Origin of the sequence: Halobaculum magnesiiphilum (assembly GCF_019823105.1) — an archaeon.
GTDB lineage: Archaea > Halobacteriota > Halobacteria > Halobacteriales > Haloferacaceae > Halobaculum > Halobaculum magnesiiphilum.
Genome location: NZ_CP081959.1, coordinates 59,618 through 81,049, shown reverse-complemented (window position 1 = coordinate 81,049; position 21,432 = coordinate 59,618). Strand labels below are relative to the sequence as shown.

Sequence of the window (21,432 nt, the reverse complement as noted above, 5' to 3'; positions counted from 1 at the left end):
AGCCAGATCCAAACTGAGTGACTCAACCCCCTCAGAGATCATGGGCACGAAGCTGTACTCAGACGATGAACTCCTCAATCGGCTCCAGAAGTTCGCTGAGAAACTCGGTCGGCCCCCGTCGCAGAGTGAGATGGACGATTCAGGACCTCATGCTTCGAAGACGTACGGAAATCGGTTCGGGTCGTGGAATAGCGCACTCGAGGCTGCCGGACTTCAAACCGGAACGAACGATCCAAACGGACGACCAGTGACGCCCGAAGAGGACCTTCTTACTGATCTCAAATCAGTTGCCGACATCGTAGGTGGAACTCCGTCAGAGCGCGAATACGGTACTCATGGAGAGTATTCGGTGAAGACATACTGCAAGCGATTTGGAGGGTGGAATTCAGCACTACGGGCGGCCGGTTTTGAGCCGAACGTCGAAATGAACCTCTCCGAAGAGACACTCATTACTGCCTTACAGGGGTTCGCTGAGAAACTGGGTCGACCGCCCACAACAGATGAAATGGACCGGAGTGGCCCCTACACCACGAATTCGTACAAGCGAGCGTTTGGAACATGGAATCGTGCTCTTCGGCAGGCGAGGTTGGAAGTCCACTCCGTATGGGATGTGAGCGAGGAGGATCTGATATCCGAACTCAACAGTCTCGCCGAAGATCTAAGCCATGTCCCTCGGAAGGATGAGATGCGGAACCAAGGGAAATGGAGTGCAGCAGTCTATCAGGAGCGATTCGGTTCGTGGAATGAAGCTCTCCGAGCTGACGGCTTCGAGCCGAATGAGCGGTGGTGAATCCCACGGGAGGAGTTATTAGCCGAACTGCGGGCTGTTGCGAATGAGCTGGGCCATCCACCGACAACGACGGAAATGAACGAACACGGGAATTTCACCATCGATCCGTATCAGCGTGAATTCGGAACGTGGCGAACAGCCCTTCAAGCGGCCGACCCGGACTATCTAGAAAACTACCGTCAGTCAGATACTGAGACAGTTCCGTTTGGCTCGAACTGGCCACAGATTCGTGAGGAGATCATCACCCGTGACAACGAGTCCTGCCTGCGCTGCGGTATGGACCGCGATACACACCGAGACCAGTTCGGACGTGATCTCCCGGTTCACCACCGGATTCCACGGCGACAGTTCTATAATGATCCGACTCAGTCAGTTGAGGACTCAAATGTTCCAAGTAACCTCCTGACACTCTGTATCCCATGTCATCGCCGTCTTGAACGAATGCCGGTTCAGCCAGTAGTAGAGTACTGACGAACACCGTTCTCCGGTTTAAGCCTTGGACGGGATTCGTAGCAAGGGATATAATCTGCGTGTTGAACAAGGGAAGCCTAACTTGCAGATTAATAGATGGAACTGCCGCGGATAAATGAACCTCTGATGTTCCAATCTTTAAATAGCCGTGTTTGAACCCTGTATCCGGAGATCTCAGTAAGAGTTGATGAAGTTCAGTTAGAATTACCGGGGTTGTTCTCAAATACGGGCGTGAGCCCTTTGAATTGTTTGCGAACGCCGAAACATAGTCTCGGCCGAAAATAACGCATCAGAGATAAGCCCAATTGTGAGATGAGAATGAAATATGGATTCCGTTGAGGACAGAGATTCGCCACCAGCCTTCCCCGATGCTCCGTGGCTATGTCCTACCGATAGGATGGTCGTACGTCGGTTTCGCCCTCTAAAATATCTCCGAGATGTGTTCGTTAAGGGACTCAGATTTGGGAAAGCCGAACACTACGAAAAGTACGAAGGACGGGGTACAGTTCGAACGAGGATCAGTGAGCTTCTTCAATCGAACGAGACCTCTGATATGATTCTCCAGAGTGGAGAAGAAATGGACTTCCCGACTGGGATGAGACAATTCAGGCGAAACGCTCGACATTATTACTACGTGAACAGCTGGAATACTGGCACCGATGAGTCAAAGAAAATCTGGAAGGAGTATGCTAATCTGGAAGACGGAGTTGCAATCGAGACGACTGTCGGACAACTATTGCGGAGCTTCAGACCGGAATTGGAGTTGAATATGGGTGCAGTGAGATATCTTGATTGGTGGAGAGAGGCCAATCCACAGATCCCACAGTCGCTGTATTTTACTAAGCATAGAGGGTGTCATAGAACGAGTAACACACCAAAGAGCAGGGTGAACGCTGAGGTGGAATGAGTTCAGCGACCCTGCAAGATGATCCTTCGGTAGACTCGTTCTTCAATGTCGTGGAGACCGAGACGCTAGCGTTGTTTGAGCACCTTTCCTTCGAGTTTCTCGAAGAATTCGATGTGTTCGCCCCGGCGAAGACGGGGCGAACACGAGACCACGAACCACCAGAGATGATGCGTGGCTTTCTCCACTGCTACTACAAGGACATCTACGGCATTCGTCCCGTTGAACGAGAGCTTCGAAACACAGTCGTCTGGCTGAGCTGTGGCTTCGATCGACCGCCGTCGAGAGACACGGTCGATCGCTTTCTCACCGACCTCGAACACGTCGGTGAGGAGGTGTTCGACCACCTCGTCGAGCAGGCCGCCCGCCGCGGCCTGCTCGATTTGACCTACTGTATCGATTCAACTGACGTGAGGACGATGCCCGCCGATCAAGATGCATCGAAGTGCTACGATCCAACCGACGACGAGTACTACTACGGCTACGGTTGCACGATCGTCTCGACCGGGCAAAAGATCCCGATCGCAGCCGAGTTCACAGAGAGTAAGCAAGCACCAGAGGAGACGGCGATACGCGTCACACGTGACGCGCTCGCCGTCGCCAAGCCGATCTGGATGGTCGGTGACAGCGCCTACGACACGCTCGACTGGCACGACCACCTGCTGGCCGCAGGGGTCGTGCCAGTCGCTCCGTACAACGCACGAAACACCGACGACCCAAAAGACATCGAATACAGGGTCGAAGACCGGATCGAACAACACAGCGAGGACGTTCAGCTGAAGCAGTCCACGTTGGATGAGACGTACAACCGCCGTACTGGAGTCGAACGAACCAACGACTCAGTGAAGGACTGCGGCCTCGGGCGAACGCACGCCCGAGGCCGCGTCCACGCACGGGCGCAGGTGTTTCTTGCCCTGTGCCTTCGCCTCGTCGTCGCTATCACCAACTACGAACGCGGAGACAATCCAGGAAGTACGATCATCACGGTGTGAGAACTCTTCTATGACACCCTCAAGCATAGACAATTTGAAGATGAGCAAGAATTCAGGATGGTCTATAATCTTGGAGGCAACCCATTACTACTGCTTGACAACCGCGAGCTACCTGAAGAAGCCCTACCTAATTATGAGCATCCACTATGGATAAATGGAGATTGGAGGGATATAGTCAATAGAGTTATTCTGGCCCCTCATGCAGATCGGGAGGTGAGGAGAAGGACTGAGGAGATATTGTCCGAGTTTGATCTCGATGTTCCGATAGAGGAGTTCCGTATTGGTAGATCGGACATCACCTCGTCAAGAGGGTATCAGGCAGAACTAGTCGGCCCGGACAACTATTCGTCGAGTTTTAGATATTATTCACGCCATCGACAGGAATTCCTCGACAATACGAATTGGGATCAGTGTGAATCGGTGGACTTGGTCCTGTTCAACCCGAGAGGACAGCAGAAGCCGAGAAGCACAATCGGAGAACACTATAGAAACTTTGATCGTGAGCCGAGCTTTGACGAGTACCACCACGACAGATTGAGATACGAAGTCAAAGTAACCCGAATTTATCCAGATGGTACTAAGGAGCGCCATTTGAACGATTACGCAGAATATTCAGAGCTATTGTCTCAGCACTCTCTTGGAAGGACGAGGCTGACCTAACCGAGAAATTTCTCCTGTGGATTTGGCTGGCACTCTTATCGGTTCATATAGGATGTTTGCTCGTGTTTTTCGGGCTCTGCTGTACCACTTTCACACGAAGAGCAAAGTGTCACCCCGCTATCTACAGCGCTGGAAACATCATCGTAGATTCGATATGCATCTATTGGGGCTATTGATTCGCCACAGGTGCTTTTTAAACTATTACCCGGCAGCCTGAGTCTCTGAGTATCATCCGGAATTGACTCTTCAGCAATGATGTGACCACTCGATTCTTCATTTGGGACAACAACCGGATTATGCACTTGATGGGTAGAATTAGTGAATTTTTCACCATCAACAGGATACTGTCTCGGTTCTTCAAGATTCGGCCCATAGCCGATAATGTAGTGATGACCGTTTTGTTTCTCAAATCGGCAATGAATGGCAGGTCCCGGCATTTCGGCTTTCCCGATGTACTGACCATCCCCAGTATAGAGATGGGCAGAACGGTCGGGGAGTCCAGTTAATGCGCTCACATAGGCACCATCGCCACTCACCGCTATCCATTGCAATTCACTAACAAATGCATCGATATAATCAGGGGACTCCATATTCGGCTCCCAAGCCATCAGGAGATTTGAGGGAGACTCCTCTTGATCAGGGGTAGGTAACTGATCTGTTGTGTGGGTCGAGGTTTCTTCATAATCTGCGTATAAATACACCCGACCGTTGTTACTGACAGATACGTTTCTCACCCCGTCTCCTATCGGTATTGGTAGCTCGGCAACATACGATTCGTCTCTAAATAATACCACTAATTCGGTTTGCGTTGAATTCCTATCGCGTCGAACTAGAGAAGCAATATACTGGTCGTTTTCCGATTTAGCGAACCGAGAATGTGACACGGAATATCCTTCTTCGATCGCAGATTCAGCAGGATCAATATAGAGAGCATCGCCGGCGTTGCGTTCCCTTGTCGTCATCCGAATCGAGCTAATAGGGTCGTTCGTCATACCTCATTTTCGAATCAGAGATGATTTAGAAGTAGTGGAAAAATTACATTGGAGAGGGGTTGTCATCAAGACTATGCCGAGTTTTGTCGAGGTTGAACTCCAAAATCGGTTGTGGCTGTGGCTTGAGGAGACTCAAGGGTGTGAGGTTTGGCCCGAAGTCAAACTAGAAGATGGTCGAATCGATTTATATGCTGAAACTCCTGACGGTGAACGCTGGGGGATCGAAGTTAAGGGAGCGACTAGTACAGGAATTAATACGACTACGATCAAGCAGATACACAAGTATATTGAGAGCGATAGTCTTGACCGTGTTTTCTTTGCCTCTTATGAGGTAGATGAATTTCTCAGTTTGGTTGAGGACACCGATCACCACTACCTCTTAGATCACGGGAAGTGTTATGAGGCGGCATTCGCTGCACGTCAACTGATAAATCGAGATGTAGATCTCAATCGAATTCTCTCCGCTATTGAAGAGGAGAATCCATCTCTTCTTGAAATCGATCTCGCAGATGATCGGAAATTTGAGGACTGGACAACTAAATTACCGGATCTTGGTTGGCCCGATCACTATTATGAGGAGTACGAATCATCTGATACAACAATTCAACGAGTGGTTTCAGCCCTTAGTGACGCGGTTGAATGGTTTCCACATATTAATCAAGTGGGTACCATTCTCGTCCCACTGAATATTGAACAAACAGGAATGATGGGCCGTATCAAAATCAACGAGGAACTCTCTAATCTCCACACATCTCAGCCAGATCCGAATCCAGTTGTTCTACGAGAAGCTGATTTGAACTCCCGGAAACAGACGATCTCACCAAATAAGAGTGAGGTGTGGCTACATCATTTTCTTTGGCGTGAATTCGGGGGTATTCCCGAGGCAGCATTACCCAACCCGGAGTCAGGGAACAATTCTATCAATATCGACCTAATTTCGTTCGAAGGTGGAGAAACAGCGACAGACGTTCTCCGATCGGGCGGAAAGGTGATTGGCATCGAGGCGAAGACAAGTTCTGGACTGAAAGAGACAGACCGTCTCAAGAGCCAGTTAATCAAATATACAGAGACCAAATGTTTAACACATATCTATCTCGCTGTTCCAAACTCCATTACTGGGCAAGCACGCAGTCTACTGAATGATTTTCCTGCTCCGGTTGACACCCGATGTGGTGTAATTGGAGTGGATAACACAGGGGATGTCAAAATAGTCTCCGAGGCGAAGAGTGTCTCTATTGAAAATGACGGATATGGATCATCGCCAGAATATCCTTATTACGTTGGGTACGGCAATTCGAAAATACCTGCTGTTCCTGATCCTGACTCTATTTTCTTGACTCGAGACGAAAGCTGAGAGGAAGCGCATCTATATACGACAACCCAACTGATATCTAAGTCTTTGACTTCAATGTAGCTATTTCAGAATCTAACGCCGGCGAACAGAGCGTCTACCTCCCGCCGGCGTGACTTCGCGACCTGTTTTTCGTGCCCCCAGAGAGGGCGAGGGCTCCTTCGAAGGCTCTCAGAGGTGGCTTTCAATGAGTCAACAACAGAGTCCCGACAACGTCTCGATCGACGAGATCCCGGTCGATATCGACAACACGCAATCAGCAGAGGTCGATTCCGCCGACGTGCCCGACGAAATCGAATCCATCACCCGTGGGCTCGCCGGTGAGCAGCCGCCGACGAATCCGCTGGTCGTGTTGAAAGCGGCCCGATGGTGGTACATTCACGGCAAGGGCGGCACAGATCCCGCCTTCCAATGGGCCATCGAGTGGGCACGTCACCTTGCGACCGACACCCCCAGTGACGTCGAGCGGTTCGACGAGTTCCTCGAGTACCTCGTCTCGGTTGGCTTTGCGAACGAACGCCACGAGCTCCGCTGACCGACAGAGCGGTTTTTTGAACGCCCCTGAGGGGTGCGGCGCGGTCTAAACAGACGCAGTCGCCGTGAACTCGATTCGGTGAACCCAATGGCTACGACCAGAGACTCGTCGGTCTCCTTCGACCAGACCGACACGCGATCAGACGAGATGAACAGTACCATCGAACAGTGGATCGACGAGCTCGTCGCCGGCGTCGACGACGCGCAAGCCAGCGCGGAGTTCCAGGAGTGGCTTGACGTCCAGAGTCGATTCCACGACTACTCCTACCGGAACACGCTCCTCATCAAGCGGCAGTGTCCCGAGGCAACCCGCGTGGCTGGCTACCGGACGTGGCAGGAGGAGTTCGACCGGTACGTCACAGAGGGCGAATCGGCCATCTGGATCTGGGCGCCGATCATCACCAAGCAGTGCCCGGAGTGCGAGAGCTCGCCGAGCTACCACGAGGACAGCGACTGTGAGTACGACGAGACGCCGCCCGAGGAATGGTCCGAGGGTCTCGTCGGGTTCAAGCCCGCGCCAGTGTTCGATGTCTCCCAGACCGAGGGCGAGCCGCTTCCTGATCTCGACACGGAAGCGACCGGGGACGCCGGCGACCTCGTCGAGCAGTTGACTGCCGCCGCTGACGACCTCGGCGTGACGGTGCGGATCGTTCCAGCCGAGGAGTGGACCCACGGCGAGGCGAAGGGCATCTGCGAGCAGCTGAGCCTCGTCGACGTTCAGCCGCTCGTCGAGGTGCGTGATCGGGAGAACGAGGCGGACCTCGCGCGGACGCTAATTCACGAGTACGCCCACGCTCTGCTCCACTTCGACGTCGACGACGACACCGAGCGGGCGAAACGCGAAGTCGAGGCCGAAGCCGTCGCGTACGTCGTCGGGCGCTACTGTGGGTTGGACACCAGCGGGTCGGCGTTCTACCTCGCTGCGTGGGAGTCGGACGATTCCGAGGTCGTACGCGAGCGCCTCGGCCGGATTAGTCGAACGGCAGAAGAACTCATCGACGTTCTTGAGAGCGAATCCTCGTCCCTACCTGATTAACCAACAGAGTGATGGATTCCTCCCGCTCTGTTGGTTAAGTTTTTCTGCGCCCGCAGAGGGGCGGAGGCGCATTCAGACCTCCGTCGAACGATGACTGAACCCTATCTCACGACGGTCCTCGAGGAAGCCGAGCACGTTGCCGAGCAGCACGACCAGGTCGCTCGTACGACAGACAACCAAGCCCACGAGTACCTCCGATACGCCGGCCTCCGAGTGCTCGAAGGCGAGGCGGATCACCTCCCAGCAGACTGGACGCCGATCGACGGCGTGACCGTCGGATACGGGGAGGACACGGCGATGTGCGAGAGCTGGGGCGACGACGTCGATTGGTGGGAGACGGTTCCGCCGCAGGATGAGTGTACCCGCTTCCGGGTATTCTACCCCGACGAGTACGAGGCAGTTCCCCGGATCATCGTCGACGTGCTATCGGCAATCGGAGCATGGCGTATCTGGACCGGGAGCGCAGCCGCCTGCGGCTCCTACGACCACCGCGAGCGTCGCGAAGTCCATTATCTGTGGCCGAACGGGCATCTGGTCGAAGATCTGCTTGCGAATCGGCTCCAGGGTTCCACAGCTACAGTTACCCCAGACGGCGGCCGCACCGGCGACGTTCGCGACCGGATGGTCGTCACGGAGCACTCGACCCAACGTGACGACCTTGAGCCACGAACCAGACGCGCCGTCGACGAGGAAATGGCGATCTCGCTGCTGGAAAAAGGCGGCCGATACGAAGTCCGATCGGCGTCAGGGAATCGGTACGAAGTAGATGTGGTCGGCGAGTCGTGTACCTGTCCCGACTGGGATCAGCGGACACCAGACGGCGGGTGTAAACACATGCGCCGAGTTGACCACGAAATCAAACAGGGGCGTGTTCCACGTCCAGATGGACAGCTCCCTTCTACGAGATCGAAACGGCGGCCAACCCAGAGAAACTCCTCGTAGTAGCTGATTCGGAGCTGTAACTCACAGCTGAATTCGAGGTTGTGTCCTCTCGAACTCGTCTTTTCCAATGGTATGCTGTACAGACGGGTTGAGGACGTTAGAGTCGGCCCAGGTAGTCGCGAAGCGTGGAGCCGACAACCAATGCAGCTCCACTAACGAGCACTCCCGCTCCCAGAAGAGCGTAATTGGCGATCGGGTTCTTCGCCGTCGCGACGTTGTAGGAGTACCGGCGGTTCCGGACAGGAGTGAACGGGCGAACGCCAGCGGGAGTAAGCGCGTCTGCTGCGATGTGGGAGAGGACACTGACAGCACCGACGAGAAAGCCAAGCACTGCGAGGCTAGTTGCTGCAATCACGCCTCGTGAACTCCCCATCAGTCCAGCACCGATTCCAAGCACTCCCCCAATAAAGAGACCGAACCACACTGTATGCGTTGGTCCACGATGTGTGACACCGGGTACCCGCTGATCGAGATCGGGGACCATCGCGAGGACGACAGCACCGGCGCCACCGAGAAGTGCGAGTTCGCGGAGTCCAAAGAGAAGGAGGAGAAATCCTATCGGTGCATATCCTAAGAGAGCAGCTCCGTAGTGTCCGGTTCGATACATTCAGTATCTCGGTTTGTTGGTTGTCGACTTTGATATTTCCCAATCGCATGCTGGTCGCAGAGGTTAAGATTAATATTAGGATTAAGGTTGGAGATGGCTTGAGATCAGAGCACGCGGGGAGGAACGAACTGACGCACGAGATCTTACGAGCCGCTCGGAAGAATTCGCCACCGCAAACTAGCTCGGTAACGTTCTCGACAAATAGCTGGTCAGTATAGTCGATATACGCCCTGTCTCTTCCAATTATTACCGTCGCCCTCGTTTGCGGCACCATGGCATACTGTTCACATTGCGGTTCAGAGGTCGGCCAGGATCACCATTTCTGTGGAGATTGTGGAAACCCCCTTCCGAACTGTCCGGATGAGCTGCGAGACTCCCATTACGACTCGCTGAGCGACGGATTCCTCTCGGGCGATGAGTATCAATATCTGATCGAGGTGTTAAATGAGAATCGGCAGCCTCATCCAGATGATCCAGAGCGTCAGGAAATCATCGATCGAGCGCGTTCCTCACTTCTCGATTTCCGGCTGTTAGCCCAGCTCGATACTATCGACGATCGAGATGTGTTTGGGAAACCAGTAGCCCATCTCATCAGATATCTCAATGATGGCGACCTGACTGATGTTGAGCAGGTACACGCGCTTGGTTTGTTGGATCTCTTCCCGATGCTCGTGAAGAGCCTCACGCCACAGTTAGCCGCTGGGTTGATTGAGCGAATGATTTCATCAGGGATTTCCGTTCCAGAAGACGGAAAACTCGATGTCTCGGTATCGGTCGAGATCGAACCAGACGAAGAGACACTTACAGATATTCGAAAACGGCAAGAAGAGAGCAACGACATATCATTCTTCGAATCGTGGGTTCTCTTCTTAGAGGGAGATTTAGAAGAACCTCAACTGCAGTAGTTCGGATGATGGATTCTGCTCGAAGTGTGTCGGGTCGGTGAATCTTGGGTAACGGCGTGTTCTCTTCCCAAGAACCACCAATCGCTGAGCCTCCTGAAAGGCGGGTCCATTGAAGGTCGAGAAAATCGGGTCAATCAGGTAGTGTTGCCACTCTTCCCAAGTTTGCCCGGCCCGTTTTGGTGGGTTAGTCAGGCGGGATCAACGCCGACGAGACGAGTTCGACGCACTCACCCGCGGTCACCACAGGTTTCTGACCCACAGCAGCCTCGACGCTCCCCTGGAGGAGCAAGTTGGTGAGTCTCCAGATATTGTAGAGCAATACCGCGAAGACGAAGTAGAACAGCCGAACAACATAGTCTTTTGAGCAGGTCTTGGCGAGGAAGTCGTGTTTGATGGATTTGTAGGCGTTTTCGATCTGCCAACGGGCACTATACCTGCGGCAGAATAACTCGGCGTCTTCGGGCTCGATGCGGTGGTTCGTCGCGAATACAGATGTCCCCTCCCCTTTCGTTGACGGGACATATAGAAACCGCATCGCGTGACTCCCCTGGTCGGCGTGAATCGTGGCGGACTCCACCGCTACCTCGCTCCCACTTTCCTCTATCTGCTCTATGGCGTCGTACTCATCGACGAAGCGATGCTTCGGAACTAGATACTTGACGCCGAGGTTCGAGAGGGTCTGATAGACTGCTTTTGAGTCGAACTCGCGGTCGCAGAGCACGGTGTCGATTTCGACGTGGCGCTGAGCGCGTCTCACCAGAGTGCGGACGATGCGATGCATCCGATTCGGTGGGTTTTCATCCCAATTCGAGGACTCCCGGACAGGCTCGACACCGAGTACCAGTGGAATATTTCGGCCGACGAGTGCGATAGTGGCGAATTTGTAGGCGTTCTTGGTCGGGTCTTCGGTGCCGCTCACCATCGGCATTTGGTTGACCGCGCCGTAGTACGGGAGGGTGGTGATGTCGATGGCGACGGTCACCGGCCGCGGAAACGATGTCTGTGAGGAAGTCGCTGAGAGAATGCGTTCGGTGGCGTCGTCGAAGCTGTCAACGAGTGTCTCTCGAGTGAATTGTTTGACGGCGCGAAGGTGGGTGTCGCCGTGCGGGCCGTAATGTCTCCCCCGGCGCGTCTGGAAGCGTCTCGCTCCCTGTGTGGATCCACACCCCACCATCCCCATGTAACTCTGTAACTCGAGAAAACAGCAATCCTCGTAGCTCGCATTCTCCGCCCGTCCTGATTTGAAGGAAGCGAAGGCGTGGTTTCTGGCGAGTCGGGCGGTGCGATGGATTGTGTCGTAGTCGAACACACCAGACCGTGGCGGCGCTACCTTGTAATTCAGCAGATCCAGCATCGTTCCACGCCTGCTAAGATGAGAATCGAAGTGGGTTCCCGAGCGAGCGGTTGTCCGCATAGACTCGAACGGCGTACGCTCTTCTTGGCGTCCCCAGGACGCGGAGCGTTCTTGAACAGAATAGAATTCTCCGGACTTGTGTATTGTCCGTTCTCAGGAACCGAGTCGGTTCTTGCCCTACCTGATCAAGCCGTCTTTTCGATCACTCTCTGGACGGATTTGGTCAGACGAACAACACCTCTCCGAAAATACCGGGAAGTTACGACTACATGGGCCATAGCAACGCCAGAATGCAGAATCCAGATTTGACCAAGAACTCGACCTACTGTAAACCGGGAGTGTGGAAAACCTACGTAATGAGAGTGCCGGTCTCAACTATTGTGAAACACTCCCCCCATCCAAAAGGTGCAGACCTCTCCGGATTCAGTCCATCGGGTGCCGAATGAGTTGGCCATGTTCGACCTTCATGCAGTGGTCTTGAACGACATCTAATCCAGCCGTTTCTGCAGCTTGTACCGCCTCGTCGTTTCGAATTCCAAGCTGCATCCAGAGTGCCTTCACGTCGTCACGAGCCACTGCCTGCTCCACGATGTCCGGGACTTCTTCGCTCGGCCGAAAGATTTCGACGATGTCGATCGGACCTGGAACGTCGGCCAGAGAATCGTAGGCCCGCTCGCCGAATATCTCGTCTGCCGTCGGATTGACAGGGATGATTTCGTAGCCGTGACGCTGGAGGTAGGCTGGCACGATGTGTGCGGCTTTTTCGTAGGACGTCGATGCACCGATGACAGCAACTCGGTCGTAGTCAAGAATTCGTCGGAGTTCGTCGTTATCTTCGATTGGCATACGTGAATCACAGGCTTCCAGAAAATCAGCGTATCGCTGGAGACCACTCCACTTTATTCGGCACAGTCTCGTATCCCGAACTGATGTCGACCTCCTTCGATTTTAGTGACCAGATCGTTCTCGTAGCCGGTGCGAGTGGCACGCTCGGCACAGCAACCGTCAAACGCTTCCGTAACGCTGGTGCAACTGTTTGTATGAGCGCTCGCCATCCGCCGGAAGACGGCGATGCCGCGGCACTACTCGATGCGGACAACGTTCATTTTTACGACGCTGACTTCACCGACGAAGACGCTGTCGAGCAAATGTTCGATGCGGTAATAGCTGATCATGGACATCTCGATGCACTCTGTACACTGATTGGCGCGTGGCAGGGCGGAACGTCACTCGACGAGACCGAGGTGGAAGCGTTCGAATCCCTCATGAACGTGAATCTCAAGACGATGTTTCTTGCAGCGAAGCACGGTCTTCGCCATCTGCGCGAGTCCAACGGAAATCTCGTGAGTGTCAGTGCCCGTGCTTCGTTAGAAGGTGGTGAAGGGGATGGCCCGTATCGGGCAGCGAAAGCCGGGGTCCGACTCCTGACCGAAACGATCGCGGAAGAAAATCTTGGTAACGTCCGGGCGAACGCGATCATGCCAAGCATCATCGATACACCAGCAAATCGAGAAATGTTGCCAGATGCCGACCACGAGGGGTGGCCGACCCCAGCCGAGATCGCTCAGATGATCGTATTCCTCTGTAGTGACGCTGCGAGCGTTACAAGCGGTGCCGCTGTCCCCGTGTACGGAGAGGTTTGAACAGCCACGAGCCTGCTACTCAGACGAGTTGTTCGACGAGGGTATTGATCATCTGCATTTCGTCGTCGTTGATGGCGTGCCCCAGACCATCGTAGAGTCGGCTCGTTACGTCACCATCGAGCTGTTCGAACACACGTGCTGTCTCGTGAATACGATCAGCCGCGACGTAGGGATCGTCGGTACTGCACCCCAGAAAGACCGACGTGCCATCGATGGAGCCCTCGTACTCCTGGCTCGTTTCCGGGCCGAGCAGGCTTCCCGATAGCACGACGAGTCCGCCGTAGCGACGGGAGTTCCGTGCGACCAACTCGCTCGCGAGACACCCGCCCTGTGAAAACCCAAGCAGGAGCGTGCGCTCGGGAGGGACGTCCGCGGCGGCGGCCACGTCGAGCGTGCCCGCCACGCGATCAAGCGCTGACGAGAACCACGGTTCGTTGGCTTCGAACGGTAGGTACCCCGACCGCGGATACCACGTCCGCCGGGCGGCCTGCGGAGCGAGATACATCACGCCGTGATGGTGGAACTCGTCGACGAGTCGAAGGATGTGCTTCGCCGTCGAACTCCGGCCGTGAAGCAGAACCACAACTGCGTCCGCCGCTTCCCGCGGCGCTCCCGCCGTTTCGAGGGGCTGGCCTCCGTGTGGATCATTTCTCGACTCGACCGTGAATGGGTCACTCATCTAACTCTGGCGTGGATGAGACGTCGAGCGGTTGGAGCTGTCCCTCGATCATCTCGCGGTCTTCCTCGAGCCACGGCGGGAGGAACAGCGACTGTCCGAATGTGTCGCGGTCACTGTCGACCGTGAGTCCTGGTTGTTCCGTCGCGAGTTCGAAGAGGATACCGCCGGGCTCACGGACGTACAACGAGTAGAAGAAGTGGCGGTCTTTCACGCGCGACACGTCGTAGCCGCGCTCCCGGAAGAGGTCGTGCCACTCGTAGAGCTGTTCCTTCTCGGGGACGCGCACGGCGACGTGGTGGATCGACCCTGCACCCTCCCGGCCGAAGTCGCTGTCTCGGTCGAGCAGGTCCACGATGGTCGCCCGGTCGCCCGGTGCACGATACCGGACGCGGTCGCCTTCTTGATCGATGAGCTCGAATCCCAGCGTGTCGAGTACGCTCGCGGTGACGTAGACGTTCGTCGAGAGCAGCGTCACGCTATGGATGCCGCGAATCGCGTGTTGCGGTGGAATCGGTCCGTCTGCCCACGGCTCTACGGGCGACTCGCCGGTGACGAGTTCGAGTTGTGTGCCGTCCGGGTCGGAAAACCGAAGCACCGTCTCGCCGAACCGTTCGGACGGACCCTCAACAGCGATGTCGTGTGCAGCGAGCTGGTCCCGCCAGTAGGACACCGAATTCGGCGGAATCACCAGCGCGGCGGTGGTGATCTGTGGTTTCCCGATTCGGCCGTCATCCTCCGCGGGATAAGGAAAGAACGTCAGACTCGTGCCCGGTGAGCCGGTTTCGTCGCCGTAGAAGAGGTGGCGGGTGAACTTCTCGTTGAAGTTAACTGTCTGCTTGACGAGACGCAGGCCGAGGACGCCCGTGTAGAAGTCGACGTTCTGCTGGGCGTCGCGAACGATGCCTGTGATGTGGTGAATTCCGGGCGTATCTGAGAGCATGTGTTGTGAGTAACTGAAATACCTTGTCGACGCGAATCAGCTTTCGGTCCTAGTGGGGTTAGCCGAGTCCGCCTGCACCGGACTGTGCTTCCGGGAGCGTCTTCCGTTCGACGGGAAGACCGAGTTCCTCGAGGGCGGCTTCTAGGTGTTCCGCTTTGGCGTACTCCGCACCATCCTCGACGCGCTTCTGCTGGGCGAGTGCAAGCGTTTCACCACGTCGGTCATCGGGAATTTCGAACTTGTCCGTTGCGAGTTCGATGACGAGCCCGTTGTGGTCGGTTGTATACAGTGAGTGGAAGATCCCTCGGTCGAACTCGTTGTAGTGGTGGCCGTGCTCCTCGAGTCCGGCACGAATCTCTTCGAGTCGTTCGGGATCGTACCGGAACGCGAGATGGTGGACACCACCAATCGGTGTGCGTAACTGGCCCGTATTCGACTCTCGACCTTCTTCGACGAAGAACGTGAGCATCCGGCCGTCACCCGTATCGAAGAACAGGTGAGTAACATTCGGCGCGTCGAGATTTGGCTGTTTGAGGACGAGCGACATGCCGAGCACGTCTCGGTAGAACGCAACCGTGTCCTCAATATTGCTTCCGATGATCGAGACGTGGTCCATGCCGGTCGCATGGAATGCACTCTCGGGCGGGGTAGCGGTCACAGGCGGCTCCGTGGTTGTGGATTGATTGTCATTCATGGTTACGCTGTGTTACTTGGTTCGTTCCCGAACCACTAAAGTGCTCGCGGACAAGAGTAACACCAGGTGACAACGATGCCAGGTCCCCAAACAGATTCAGAAAACGAGCAACTGCACGGCGAAGAGGTGTGCAACGTCATCGACTCCATCAGTCAGCTCGGATCGCAGTGGAGACTGGTCGTCCTCTATGACCTCCAGGAAAGCGAGAAGCGGTTTAACGAACTCAAGCGCTCGACCGGAGCGTCCAGCCGGACTCTCTCACGTGTCGTAGATGATCTTCAAGAGATGGGCTACGTCAGTCGACGCCTCGAAGAAGATGCCCCCGTCGCAACTTACTATAGCCTCACAGCAAAGGGTGAATCTCTCTGCCCGGTATTCGACGAACTCGAAGAGTGGACACGGGAATGGGGAGACGAATAGACCTCTCCTGAACTGTCAAGTGGTCATCCCGGCGAGTAGTGACTCTCATCTAGATATCTGACTTCAATGCCGAGTTTTGAAGCCCCCATGTAACGCAGACGTGGATGAATGAGTGGAAGGGAATCGATAGCGGGCGATTCGGGCGATGCGGCTGCTATGCAGGAGCAGGACGTCACCCCGCTGGAGCTGTTTTTCGATCTGGTGTTCGTGTTCGCATTCACGCAGGTTACAGGGTTTCTCGTCGACCATCTCACTTGGCCCGGCATGCTTCGTGGGGCGGCGTTACTCGCGGCGCTGTGGTGGGCGTGGGTCACCTATTCGTGGCTCACTGGCGCCGTTCCTGCTGAAGAGAGACTCCCCGCTCGGCTCGTGATTCTCACCGCGATGAGTGCGATGTTGCTCGTCGCACTTGCCGTACCCGGTGCATTCGGTGACGATGGTGTCCTCTTCGGTGTCGCCTACTTCGTCGTTCGCGCTCTCCATGTCGTCCTCTATGCAGTCGCAACTCCGCCCGAAACGCGCGATGCAGTCCTTCGGGCTGCACCCGGATTCCTCGGCGGGCCGGCGCTCCTCGTTGTCGCTGGCTTCTTCGATGGTCTTCTTGTAGGCGTTCTCTGGATTGCAGCACTCGCGATCGACTACGGGATTGTGTTCGTTCGTGGTGTCGAGGGGTTTCACGTCAACGTGGGCCACTTCGTCGAACGGCATTGGCTCGTCCTGATTATTGCATTGGGTGAGTCGCTCGTGGCGATCGGCGTCGGCGCGGAAGGCATACCCCTCGGTACCGATGTCGTCCTCGCGGCTCTGCTTGGTATCGTCCTCGTCATCGCGCTCTGGTGGCTCTATTTCGACTACGTCGTCCTCGCCGCAGAGCGGACCCTCGCTGCGGCCAGCGGCCATGAACAAACGCGAATGGCACGCGATTCGTACAGCTACATTCATCTGCTGATCGTCGGAAGCATCATCTTCATCGCGCTCGGTATCGAGCAGACGATTGCACACGTCGATGAGTCGCTGGGGACGATTGCGACTGTCGCTCTCTTTGGGGGCGGTGCTCTCTATTTACTCGGACACAACGCCTTCCGATATCGTGACCACGGGCACATTAGCCGTGAACGGCTCGTTGGAACGGCCGTCGCCCTCGTGTTGATCCCCGTTGCGATACGGGTTCCCGCCATCGTCGCCCTCGGAGGCATCACGGTGCTGTTCGTCGGTCTGGCAGCGTACGAGACGCTGCGGGATGAACATCGGAACAGGATTCGCACTGGCTGAACCGATATCGGGGATACAGAGAACGAATCACTGTGCGAACCTCGCTCTCCTAGTCAGTTTCGGCAGGCATTGACGTCATAGCACGACGATATCAATTCACTCCTCCGTCCGCTGATTTCGGAGCTGTTCGTTGAGGTCGTCGATCTGCTCGTTACTGATTGGCTCGAACAGTTCGCTTGGCTCGCCAAATGCAGCGGCGGGTGGTTCGACCACGGTGTCGAGCGTTGCCGTTTGAACGGAACTGGTCTCACCTAACTGTTCCCAGAGCTGGGCCGACTTCCCTGGCATCACTGGCTCAAGAAGAATTGCGATGGCCTTGACGAGTTGAATGCACTCACGGATGACCTGCATCGCTCGCTCGGGGTCGCTGTCAGTGAGCGTCCACGGTTCGTGACGTTGGAGATATTGATTGCCGAACCGGGCGAGCCCGACACCTGCGTTCGCTGCTTCGCGCGTCGAATACGCGTTGATACCGTCCTGAAATGCCGTGCAGGCCTCGCCGATTCGGTCACGGACGTCAGCCCCTATCGTTCCGTCAGGTGCCCCTTCGTAGTTCCGAGCAGCAAATAGAAGCGTCCGGTAGCAGAAGTTGCCGATCGTCCCGATCAGCTCATCGTTGACTCGTTCCTGGAAGTGTTCCCACGAGAAGTCGAGGTCGTGCTGAAAGCCAGTGCCTGTCGTGATATAGTAGCGGTACAGATCGGGATCGAGCCCGGCATCGAGATAGTCATCGACCCAGACTGCGTGCTGCCGGCTGGTCGAGAACGCGTCCCCATCGAGCGTCATGAAGCCACTTGCCACCACTGCTCGTGGCTCGGTGTAGTCCACGCCATGTAGCATCGCCGGCCAGAAGACGGTATGGTGCTGGATGATGTCGCGGCCGATAACGTGGATGAGTTCACCATCGCCCTGCTTCCACGCTTGTTCCCAGTCGAAGGTGGCTGTCCCGACGCGGTCGGAATACTGCTTGGTGCTGGCGATGTACTCGACGGGGGCGTCAACCCAGACATAGAGGACGAGATCGTCGCCGCCGTCACCAGGATAGTCGATCCCCCAGTCCAGATCACGAGTGATGTTCCAATCTCTGAGTTCGTTCTCGATCCACTCGCGAGGCTGATTTTTGGCGTTACTCGTTCCCTCAAGTCGATCGATGAATTCGCGGAGGTAGTCTTCAAACTCAGACAGTCGGAAGAACTTGTGGCGTCGGGTTCGGTACGTTGCCGGATTGTCGGTCAGGATACTGTGTGGCTGTTCGAGCTCGCCGGGTTCGAGATGGCGGCCACAATTTTCGCATTCGTCGCCGCGTGCGGTCGCCCCACAGTACGGACACGTGCCTTCGATGTACCGATCAGGCAGCGGCTGATCGAGTTCGGCATCCCATGCGACATCGAGTTCCGACTCGTAGATGTACCCACGCTCATCGAGGGTATTCACGATCTCCTGTGTGAGTGCTGTATTCGCTTCGTCGTGGGTATGACCGTAGTTATCGAACTCGATGTGAAATCGTGGGAAGGTAGTCTGATACGTCTCGTGCCATTTAAGCGCAAATGATTCGGGAGAAACGCCGTCCTGCCGCGCGTTCACGGCGATTGGTGTGCCGTGCATGTCGGATCCCGATACGAACGCCGTCCGCTGGCCAAGCGTTCGGAGTCCGCGGGTCAGGACGTCACCGCCGACATAGGTGCGAAGATGGCCCAGGTGTAACTTCCCGTTCGCATACGGAAGCCCGCAGGTCACGACCGCAGGTGTCTCGGTAGGGAAGCGTTTGTGACCCATTGGTTCTATTGAGTTGTTCTTGGCGGGGTTTCCGTATTAATCATCGGGAGCGACTCTCCGCGATAGACTTGCAGTAGTGTGATGAGAGATTCCCCAGTTCCACGAGAGCCATTCAATCGAGAGAAGGTAACCTTGGCTTCTCCTCAGTCGTTTCTATTGATCTGAAGCGTTGAGTTCCGGAAGACGACTCTCGATTGCTTGGCGCTCGTCTTCGAGCCACGGAGGTAGTGTCAGGGTGGTTCCCAGCTCATCATGCTCCTCGTCAACCGTGAAGCCAGGTCCTTCTGTCGCGATCTCGAAGAGTACACCGCCAGGTTCCCGGAAGTAGACTGACTGAAAATATACTCGATCAATGACGGGAGTGACATTGAGTCCACGATCAATCAGGGCTTCTCGCCACTGCTGTTGTTGAGCCTCGCTTTCGACGCGGAATGCGACGTGATGTACGGTTCCAACGCCAGTTCGGCCACGATCTCGCGTTGGCTGACAGAGCAGGTCGATGGCGAAGCCAACGTCGCCATCAGATCGGTAACGGAATCGGCGACCATCGTCGTCACGATCAAACGCGAATCCCATCTCCTCCTCCAGTAGTGAAGCCGTCTGTTCGTACCCCTCCAGAGCAAGCGTGACGCCGTGAAAGCCGCGAATTGCGTTGTCGGTCGGAACTGGATCATCCTGCCACGGGTCTCCGTCAGGTGTCTCTGGGTGGGCGACGAGCTCAAGCTCGAGACCATCTGGATCGCGGAAAGAAATCACCGTCTCATCGAAACGGGTTGTCGGAGCGTCGAATGCGACATCGTGTTCGTCGAAACGATTCGTCCAGTAGCCGATAGCGTCCTGAGGAATCAGGAAGGCTGTCGTCTGGGCCTGACCGGTGCCAATTTGCCCAGAGCGACCGTTTGGCCAAGGGAAGAAGGTGAAGTTGGTTCCGGGATGTCCTGCATCGTCTCCAAAGTACAGATGATAGGTGCTGGGATCGTCGTGATTGACGGTCTTCTTAACTAATCGCAGGCCGAGCACCTGCGTGTAGAAATCGATATTCTGCTGTGGGTCACCTCCAATTGCAGTTACGTGGTGAATGCCTGGTTTGTTCGTGGGCATGGTATGGGGTGTGCTTTAGCGATTGTTTGGCAAGCCCGCTCGACACGGGAGCACTATGTGATGGAGTAACACGCAGAGTGCCTTAACCATTGATACGCCTGTTAGAAGTGGTGACGAACGATGCATTTCGGCTCAGCCCGGACGAGCATCACGCTTCCGGGCGAACTCTATGCCACAGCTCAACCTCGACTCAGACACCATGACCAGGGATGCTCTACATCAACATTGACATCCTCTGGCACACTACATCAGGGCGGATGTAGCAAGGGCCACACTATGGAAGAAGACATCCACTACTATTCCGGCGACGAGATTGAGGTGAGCTACGACGTGAACCGCTGCATACACGCCAGAGAGTGTGTACGCGGGCTTCCTGGCGTGTTCGATCCCGACAAGCGACCATGGATCGAACCTGACAACGCCGACGTTGACGACCTCTCAGACGTCATCGTGGACTGCCCGACTGGCGCACTACAGTTCGAGCGGACAGATGGCGGACCCGACGAGCCGATCCCGGACGAGAACGTGATCATTGTCGCTCCCGACGGGCCGCTGTACCTCCGAGGAGATATCGAAATTGTAACCGACGACGACACGACGTTGCTCACGGACACGCGCGTTGCACTGTGCCGATGCGGGGCGTCCGAAAACAAACCGCTCTGTGACAACAGTCACGTTGAGGTGGACTTCGAGGCAGCGGGAACAGAGACAGCCCCCGAATCGGAAACCCAAGCGGAAGACGCTGATGGCGTGTTAACTGTCCGTCCGATGCCCGATGGGCCTATCCGAATTCAAGGTCAGTTCCAAATCTGGCAGGCAGATAAGACGGCGACAGATCGGGCTTCCTCAACTACGCTCTGTCGGTGTGGAGGGTCGGGGAACAAACCGTTCTGTGATGGTACACACAGCGAGATTGGCTTTTCGAGCGAGGACCAGTCTACGTAGAGACGGTCTTGATGGAAGGTTTTACCCAGTAGTCTCCCATCGATAGAGTATGAAGACCGTTTTCCACGTGAGCGACGGCGCGGACGACATTCAGGACGCAGCGATCCGGTATTCGGGCGGTATCTTCGAGGATGATTCCGTCGACATCGACGCTGTTGCGGTGGTCGCGAATGCATCGGGAATCGGGCTCGTTCAATCGGACTCAACCTATGCCGAGGAGATCCGTTCCCTCTCTGAGGGTGATGTTCGATTCATTGCGTGTGAGAAATCGATGGAAGCAGCCGGATTGACCGTCGACGATATCCTCGATGTCGTCGACACGGCCCCAACCTCGGTCGGGGCGCTGACCAGATTACAAGATGAAGGGTATCGATACATCAAGGTACCGTGAACTTCGTCTGTCAGTCTCCCCACTATCCAGACG

The 21,432-nt window shown here is 55.6% G+C and carries 22 protein-coding genes and 2 pseudogenes; 15 read left to right on the top strand and 9 right to left on the bottom strand.

The window, feature by feature from the left end; all coding sequences use genetic code 11:
* Window positions 1-40: 40 nt before the first annotated feature.
* The 5 genes from K6T50_RS15675 to K6T50_RS15655 all read left to right on the top strand — a co-directional run bounded on the left by K6T50_RS15675 (window position 41) and on the right by K6T50_RS15655 (window position 3,817).
* Window positions 41-790, top strand: a complete 750-nt coding sequence (locus K6T50_RS15675) for a homing endonuclease associated repeat-containing protein (RefSeq protein WP_222609106.1) — start codon at window positions 41-43, stop codon at window positions 788-790.
* A complete protein-coding gene (locus K6T50_RS19300; RefSeq protein WP_225935453.1) occupies window positions 791-1,261 on the top strand; it encodes a homing endonuclease associated repeat-containing protein in 471 nt (156 codons plus the stop codon).
* A 325-nt stretch (window positions 1,262-1,586) separates the two neighbouring features.
* Window positions 1,587-2,168: a hypothetical protein gene (locus tag K6T50_RS15665; protein WP_222609104.1), complete on the top strand. Its 582-nt coding sequence runs from the start codon at window positions 1,587-1,589 to the stop codon at window positions 2,166-2,168.
* Entirely contained in the window at window positions 2,165-3,157 is a 993-nt protein-coding gene (locus K6T50_RS15660; protein WP_222606535.1) for a transposase, read from the top strand. The genes K6T50_RS15665 and K6T50_RS15660 overlap by 4 nt, the downstream gene beginning before the upstream one ends.
* 57 nt (window positions 3,158-3,214) lie before the next feature.
* Window positions 3,215-3,817: a hypothetical protein gene (locus K6T50_RS15655; protein WP_222609103.1), complete on the top strand. Its 603-nt coding sequence runs from the start codon at window positions 3,215-3,217 to the stop codon at window positions 3,815-3,817.
* 35 nt (window positions 3,818-3,852) lie between these two features.
* Here K6T50_RS15655 and K6T50_RS15650 read toward each other — a convergent pair whose 3' ends face one another.
* Window positions 3,853-4,809: a hypothetical protein gene (locus K6T50_RS15650; RefSeq protein WP_222609102.1), complete on the bottom strand. Its 957-nt coding sequence runs from the start codon at window positions 4,807-4,809 to the stop codon at window positions 3,853-3,855.
* A gap of 34 nt (window positions 4,810-4,843) precedes the next feature.
* On the opposite strand from K6T50_RS15650, the gene K6T50_RS15645 reads away from it, so the two are divergent.
* The 4 genes from K6T50_RS15645 (at window position 4,844) to K6T50_RS15630 (ending at window position 8,672) form a co-directional block, all read left to right on the top strand.
* The gene (locus K6T50_RS15645; RefSeq protein WP_222609101.1) at window positions 4,844-6,163 is read left to right on the top strand and encodes a DNA/RNA nuclease SfsA; all 1,320 of its coding nucleotides are present in this window, start codon (window positions 4,844-4,846) and stop codon (window positions 6,161-6,163) included.
* A gap of 184 nt (window positions 6,164-6,347) precedes the next feature.
* Complete coding sequence (locus K6T50_RS15640; RefSeq protein ID WP_222609100.1) at window positions 6,348-6,695, top strand: DUF8013 domain-containing protein; 348 nt, start codon at window positions 6,348-6,350, stop codon at window positions 6,693-6,695.
* A gap of 87 nt (window positions 6,696-6,782) precedes the next feature.
* The gene (locus K6T50_RS15635; protein ID WP_222609099.1) at window positions 6,783-7,730 is read left to right on the top strand and encodes an ImmA/IrrE family metallo-endopeptidase; all 948 of its coding nucleotides are present in this window, start codon (window positions 6,783-6,785) and stop codon (window positions 7,728-7,730) included.
* Window positions 7,731-7,820: 90 nt separating this feature from the next.
* Window positions 7,821-8,672, top strand: a complete 852-nt coding sequence (locus tag K6T50_RS15630; protein ID WP_222609098.1) for a hypothetical protein — start codon at window positions 7,821-7,823, stop codon at window positions 8,670-8,672.
* A 97-nt stretch (window positions 8,673-8,769) separates the two neighbouring features.
* Here the strand turns inward: K6T50_RS15630 and K6T50_RS15625 are convergent, their stop codons facing one another.
* Window positions 8,770-9,279, bottom strand: coding sequence for a metal-dependent hydrolase (locus K6T50_RS15625; protein ID WP_222609097.1), 510 nt, complete (start codon window positions 9,277-9,279; stop codon window positions 8,770-8,772).
* A 272-nt stretch (window positions 9,280-9,551) separates the two neighbouring features.
* Here K6T50_RS15625 and K6T50_RS15620 point away from each other — a divergent pair, with 272 nt between their 5' ends.
* On the top strand, window positions 9,552-10,184 hold the full coding sequence (locus K6T50_RS15620; RefSeq protein ID WP_222609096.1) for a zinc ribbon domain-containing protein: 633 nt from the start codon (window positions 9,552-9,554) through the stop codon (window positions 10,182-10,184).
* 184 nt (window positions 10,185-10,368) lie between these two features.
* Here the strand turns inward: K6T50_RS15620 and K6T50_RS15615 are convergent.
* Window positions 10,369-11,490: pseudogene (locus K6T50_RS15615) on the bottom strand (transposase); the annotation flags it as partial.
* A gap of 471 nt (window positions 11,491-11,961) precedes the next feature.
* A complete protein-coding gene (locus K6T50_RS15610) occupies window positions 11,962-12,384 on the bottom strand; it encodes a CoA-binding protein (protein WP_222609094.1) in 423 nt (140 codons plus the stop codon).
* Between the two features lie 83 nt (window positions 12,385-12,467).
* On the opposite strand from K6T50_RS15610, the gene K6T50_RS15605 reads away from it, so the two are divergent.
* Window positions 12,468-13,181 (top strand): SDR family oxidoreductase, encoded by a 714-nt coding sequence (locus K6T50_RS15605; protein WP_222609093.1) that lies wholly within the window; start codon window positions 12,468-12,470, stop codon window positions 13,179-13,181.
* Window positions 13,182-13,200: 19 nt separating this feature from the next.
* On the opposite strand, the gene K6T50_RS15600 is transcribed toward K6T50_RS15605, so the two are convergent.
* From K6T50_RS15600 to K6T50_RS15590, 3 genes are read right to left on the bottom strand one after another with little or no spacing between them, the layout of a single operon-like run.
* Window positions 13,201-13,860 (bottom strand): alpha/beta hydrolase, encoded by a 660-nt coding sequence (locus K6T50_RS15600; RefSeq protein WP_222609092.1) that lies wholly within the window; start codon window positions 13,858-13,860, stop codon window positions 13,201-13,203.
* Window positions 13,853-14,800: a ring-cleaving dioxygenase gene (locus K6T50_RS15595; RefSeq protein WP_222609091.1), complete on the bottom strand. Its 948-nt coding sequence runs from the start codon at window positions 14,798-14,800 to the stop codon at window positions 13,853-13,855. The genes K6T50_RS15600 and K6T50_RS15595 overlap by 8 nt, the downstream gene beginning before the upstream one ends.
* A 58-nt stretch (window positions 14,801-14,858) precedes the next feature.
* Window positions 14,859-15,494: a VOC family protein gene (locus K6T50_RS15590; RefSeq protein ID WP_222609090.1), complete on the bottom strand. Its 636-nt coding sequence runs from the start codon at window positions 15,492-15,494 to the stop codon at window positions 14,859-14,861.
* Between the two features lie 75 nt (window positions 15,495-15,569).
* On the opposite strand from K6T50_RS15590, the gene K6T50_RS15585 reads away from it, so the two are divergent.
* Together K6T50_RS15585 and K6T50_RS15580 are read left to right on the top strand one after the other, a co-directional pair.
* Window positions 15,570-15,914, top strand: a complete 345-nt coding sequence (locus K6T50_RS15585) for a winged helix-turn-helix transcriptional regulator (RefSeq protein WP_222609154.1) — start codon at window positions 15,570-15,572, stop codon at window positions 15,912-15,914.
* Between the two features lie 156 nt (window positions 15,915-16,070).
* Window positions 16,071-17,186: a low temperature requirement protein A gene (locus K6T50_RS15580; protein WP_222609089.1), complete on the top strand. Its 1,116-nt coding sequence runs from the start codon at window positions 16,071-16,073 to the stop codon at window positions 17,184-17,186.
* A gap of 111 nt (window positions 17,187-17,297) precedes the next feature.
* Here the strand turns inward: K6T50_RS15580 and metG are convergent.
* Together metG and K6T50_RS15570 are read right to left on the bottom strand one after the other, a co-directional pair.
* A pseudogene (gene metG, locus K6T50_RS15575) lies at window positions 17,298-18,962 on the bottom strand (methionine--tRNA ligase); the annotation flags it as partial.
* A 153-nt stretch (window positions 18,963-19,115) separates the two neighbouring features.
* Window positions 19,116-20,063, bottom strand: a complete 948-nt coding sequence (locus K6T50_RS15570) for a ring-cleaving dioxygenase (protein ID WP_222609087.1) — start codon at window positions 20,061-20,063, stop codon at window positions 19,116-19,118.
* A 276-nt stretch (window positions 20,064-20,339) separates the two neighbouring features.
* Between K6T50_RS15570 and K6T50_RS15565 the strand changes: the two genes are divergently transcribed.
* Together K6T50_RS15565 and K6T50_RS15560 are read left to right on the top strand one after the other, a co-directional pair.
* The gene (locus K6T50_RS15565; protein ID WP_222609086.1) at window positions 20,340-21,008 is read left to right on the top strand and encodes a CDGSH iron-sulfur domain-containing protein; all 669 of its coding nucleotides are present in this window, start codon (window positions 20,340-20,342) and stop codon (window positions 21,006-21,008) included.
* 49 nt (window positions 21,009-21,057) lie between these two features.
* Window positions 21,058-21,399, top strand: coding sequence for a DsrE family protein (locus K6T50_RS15560; protein ID WP_222609085.1), 342 nt, complete (start codon window positions 21,058-21,060; stop codon window positions 21,397-21,399).
* The last annotated feature ends 33 nt before the right edge of the window (window positions 21,400-21,432 follow it).